This is a genomic window from Pseudomonas sp. GXM4, from assembly GCF_008923895.1.
Classification (GTDB): domain Bacteria; phylum Pseudomonadota; class Gammaproteobacteria; order Pseudomonadales; family Pseudomonadaceae; genus Aquipseudomonas; species Aquipseudomonas atacamensis.
Window position 1 is genome coordinate 1 of record NZ_WBRZ01000365.1, and the last position, 4,416, is coordinate 4,416.

General features: G+C 61.9%; 3 protein-coding genes. 1 reads left to right on the top strand and 2 read right to left on the bottom strand.

The window, feature by feature from the left end; translation table 11 throughout:
* Together F8N49_RS25900 and F8N49_RS25905 are read right to left on the bottom strand one after the other, a co-directional pair.
* Nucleotides 1–714 (bottom strand): 16S rRNA (uracil(1498)-N(3))-methyltransferase (locus tag F8N49_RS25900; protein ID WP_151553130.1); only part of this gene is annotated, 714 nt, incomplete at its 3' end.
* A 223-nt stretch (nt 715–937) separates the two neighbouring features.
* Entirely contained in the window at nt 938–2,344 is a 1,407-nt protein-coding gene (locus F8N49_RS25905) for an adenosylmethionine--8-amino-7-oxononanoate transaminase (RefSeq protein ID WP_151553132.1), read from the bottom strand.
* A gap of 223 nt (nt 2,345–2,567) precedes the next feature.
* On the opposite strand from F8N49_RS25905, the gene F8N49_RS25910 reads away from it, so the two are divergent.
* On the top strand, nt 2,568–4,337 hold the full coding sequence (locus tag F8N49_RS25910; protein WP_071172240.1) for a flavin monoamine oxidase family protein: 1,770 nt from the start codon (nt 2,568–2,570) through the stop codon (nt 4,335–4,337).
* The last annotated feature ends 79 nt before the right edge of the window (nt 4,338–4,416 follow it).

The window sequence follows — 4,416 nt, forward strand, 5'->3', positions numbered from 1 at the left end:
ATCACCCCACAGTTGCTGGGCTACCGCCAGCGCCACCACCGGCGCAGTCTCGGTGCGCAGCACCCGTGGGCCGAGGCGGGCGGCGTGGAAGCCATTGCCTTTGGCCTGCTCGACTTCGCCGTCCGTCAAGCCACCTTCCGGTCCGATCAGAAACGCCAGCGTCGCCGGTTTGGCATGACTCACCAACGGCTCTGCCACCGGGTGCAGCACCAGTTTCAATTCGGCTTCGGTCTGCTTGAGCCAGTCCGCCAGCAACACCGGCGGATGAATCACCGGCACCCGTGAACGCCCGCACTGTTCGCAGGCACTGATCGCCACTTGGCGCCAGTGCAGCAAGCGCTTGTCGGCGCGTTCGTCCTTGAGCCGCACTTCGCAGCGTTCGCTGAAGATCGGGGTGATTTGCGTCACGCCCAGTTCAGTGGCTTTCTGAATCGCCCAGTCCATGCGCTCGCCCCGGGACAGGCCCTGGCCGAGGTGGATCTGCAGCGGCGATTCGACCTGTCCGGCGAATTGCTCGTCGATTTGTACAACCACGCGTTTCTTGCCGACGTCCACCAAGGACCCGCGAAATTCATGGCCGGAACCGTCGAACAACTGCACCGCATCGCCTTCGGCCATGCGCAACACGCGGCTGATGTAATGCGCCTGGGCCTCCGGCAGTTCGTGTTCGCCAGTGCTCAGCGGGGCGTCGATAAAGAAGCGGGACAGTCTCATTTCGGGTCTCTAAAAAATTGGCGCGTAGTCACTGTGGTGAAGAGCTTTTGTGGCGAGGGGATTTAGCGAACCGTCGCACCGCCCCGTTGGGTGGCGAAGCCGCCCCAAAATTTGCTCACGCGGTGAGTCAGGAGTACCGCGTGTGCTGATTTCACGACTGCTGCGCAGCCGAACGGGGATAAATCCCCTCGCCACAGGGTCCTTCTCAAACCTTTGGTATCGATCAGCCCGGGTCGCGGAATCCCGGATGGAAGTCTTTCGGCACCGCCACGCTGACGCTGTCACGCGTAGCGATATCAATACCTTCACTGGCCACTTCGGCCAGGAAGTCGATCTGCTCCGGGGTGATCACATACGGCGGCAGGAAATACACTACGCTGCCCAGCGGCCGCAACAACGCACCACGTTCCAGTGCATGCTGGAAAACCTTCAAGCCACGACGCTCCTGCCAAGGGTAGGCCTCTTTCGTGGCTTTATCCTTGACCATCTCGATCGCCAGGACCATGCCGGTCTGGCGCACTTCGGAGACGTTTGGGTGATCGACCAGATGCGCCGTCGCCGAAGCCATGCGCTGAGCCAGCGCCTGGTTGTTCTCGATCACGTTGTCCTGCTCGAAGATGTCCAGCGTCGCCAATGCCGCAGCGCAGGCCAGCGGGTTGCCGGTGTAGCTGTGCGAATGAAGGAAGGCGCGCAGGGTCGGGTAGTCGTCGTAGAAGGCGCTGTAGACCTCGTCGGTGGTCAGGCACGCCGCCAGCGGCAGATAGCCGCCGGTGAGGGCTTTCGACAGGCAGAGGAAATCCGGGCGGATGCCGGCCTGTTGGCAGGCGAACATCGTCCCGGTGCGGCCGAAGCCGACGGCGATTTCATCGTGGATCAGGTGCACGCCATAGCGGTCGCAGGCCTCGCGCAGCAGCTTGAGGTACACCGGGTGATACATGCGCATGCCGCCGGCGCCCTGAATCAGCGGCTCAACGATTACTGCAGCGACGCTGTCATGATTTTCCGCCAGCGTCTGTTCCATGGCGGCGAACATGTTGCGCGAGTGTTCCTCCCAGCTCATGCCTTGCGGGCGCAGATAGCAATCCGGGCTCGGCACTTTGATGGTGTCCATCAACAGGGCTTTGTAGGTCTCGGTGAACAGCGGCACATCGCCGACCGCCATCGCTGCCATGGTTTCGCCGTGGTAGCTGTTGGTCAGGGTGACGAAGCGCTTCTTGTTCGGCTGGCCGCGATTGAGCCAGTAATGAAAACTCATCTTCAGCGCGACTTCGATGCAGGACGAACCGTTATCGGCGTAGAACACCCGGTTCAAGCCTTCCGGGGTCATTTTCACCAGACGCTCGGACAGCTCGATCACCGGCTGATGGCTGAAACCGGCAAGAATCACGTGTTCGAGTTGATCGACCTGATCCTTGATGCGCTGGTTGATGCGCGGGTTGGCGTGGCCGAACACGTTGACCCACCACGAGCTGACCGCGTCGAGGTAGCGCTTGCCTTCGAAGTCTTCGAGCCAGACGCCTTCGCCGCGCTTGATCGGGATCAGCGGCAGCTGTTCGTGGTCTTTCATCTGGGTGCAGGGATGCCACAACACCGCAAGATCGCGTTGCATCCACTGGTTATTCAGGCCCATTTACAGTCTCCTCGAGGCGGCTCGCGTCAGGCGCGGGCGAACAATCGCGCAAGCCTATGCAATGCATCGCGCGGGAACAACCCATTGTGTCGATTGAGCTACTTTGTCTGAGCCGATAGACGTCGCTGGCGGCGTTTTGATGGCTAACGTATTCTTCGCGGTTCTTTGAGTCGTCTGACTCGCAAAACTGCTTTTTCCCACATGTTTTTCCGGAGTTCGCTGAATGTCTGTCGGTTGGCTGCGCGCCTGTGCGCTGGTGATGTTGGGGCTGTTCAGCGTTACGGCGCTGGCCAAGGATAAAACCGCAATCGTGATTGGCGGTGGCCTGTCGGGTCTGACCGCTGCTTACGAACTGCAGAACAAAGGCTGGCAGGTCACCCTGCTGGAAGCCAAACCAAGCCTGGGCGGGCGCTCGGGCATGGCCACCAGCGAGTGGATCGGCAACGACAAGACTCAGCCGGTGCTGAACAAGTACGTGTCGACCTTCAAGCTCGGCACCACGCCGGCGCCGGAATTCGTGCGTACGCCGGGTTATCTGATCGACGGCGATTATTTCTCCGCCGCTGATCTGGCCACCAAGCAGCCAGCCACCGCCGATGCGCTCAAGCGCTACCAGAAGACCCTCGACGATCTGGCGCGCTCGATCGACGACCCGCAGAACCCGGCGGCGACCGCCACTTTGCATGCGCTGGACCAGATCACCGTATCGAGCTGGCTCGACAAGCAGAACCTGCCGGCCACCGCGCGTCAGTTGATCAACCAGGACATCCGCACCCACTACGACGAGCCTTCGCGTCTGTCGCTGCTGTACTTCGCTCAGCAGAACCGCGTCTATCGCGGCGTTTCCGACCGAGACCTGCGTGCTTCGCGTCTGGTCGGCGGCAGCCAAGTGCTGGCGCAGGCGTTCGTCAAACAGATCAAAACCATCAAGACCAACTCGCCGGTCTCGGCCATCATCCAGGACAAGGACGGCGTGACCGTCAAAGTTGGCAGCGTCGGCTATCAGGCTGACTACGTGGTGCTGGCGGTGCCGTTGCGCGCACTGAACAAGATCGCCCTGACCCCGGCGCTGGATGCTCAGCATCTGGCGGCGATCAAGGGCACCAACTACGGTTGGCGCGACCAGATCATGCTGAAGTTCAAGACGCCCGTGTGGGAAAGCAAATCGCGCATGTCCGGCGAGATCTACAGCAACGCAGGTTTAGGCATGCTCTGGATCGAGCCGGCGCTGAAGGGCGGCGCCAATGTGGTGATCAACCTGTCCGGCGATAACGCCCGTGTGATGCAGGCGTTCGGCGACAAGCAGATGGTCGATCAGGTGCTGATCCGTCTGCACGCGTTTTATCCACAGGCCCGTGGCTCGTTCACCGGTTATGAAATCCGCCGCTACAGCACCGACCCGTCGATGGGCGGCGCCTACCTGGCTTACGGCCCGGGGCAGATCAGCAAGTTCTGGCGCCTGTGGGAACGTCCGCTGCAACGCGTAGCGTTCGCCGGCGAACACACCGACACCTTGTACCCGGGCACTCTGGAAGGCGCACTGCGCACCGGCCAGCGCGCGGCTAGCCAGGTTGAAGATCTGGCGGCAGGCAAGTCCTTTGAACCGGCCAAAGTGGTTCCGGCTGCGGCAGCGGCAGGCGCGGCGGGTGCCGTGGCGGCGAAGAAGGGCAACTTCTTCAGCAACCTGTTCGGCGGTTCGGATGACGAGAAAAAGCCTGAGCCTGCGAAAGCGCCAGAGCCAGCACCTGCTCCGGCCGCTCCAGCGCCTGCACCGACCCCGGCACCCGCGCCAGCGCCGGTGGAAGCACCGAAACCAGCGGCCCCGGTGAAAGCCGAGCCGGCGAAAAAAGCAGCGGCCAAGCCAGCGGCGAAGAAGCCTGCGGCCAAAACCGAAACGAAAAAGCCGGCGGCCAAACCGGCGGCGAAGAAGGCTGAACCGGCGAAGAAGCCAGCGGCCAAGCCTGCTGCAACGACCGAGACCAAGGCGCAGTAAGACTTCGCAGTGAATGAAAAAGCGCGGCGTATATGCCGCGCTTTTTTTTGCCTGCAAGACCGCTTTCGCGAGCCGGCTC

Bases quoted from the DNA above. Each gene is read 5' to 3' on its own strand.
- F8N49_RS25905 (WP_151553132.1), bottom strand. From the start codon at position 2,344: ATGGGCCTGAATAACCAGTGGATGCAACGCGATCTTGCGGTGTTGTGG.
- F8N49_RS25910 (WP_071172240.1), top strand. From the start codon at position 2,568: ATGTCTGTCGGTTGGCTGCGCGCCTGTGCGCTGGTGATGTTGGGGCTG.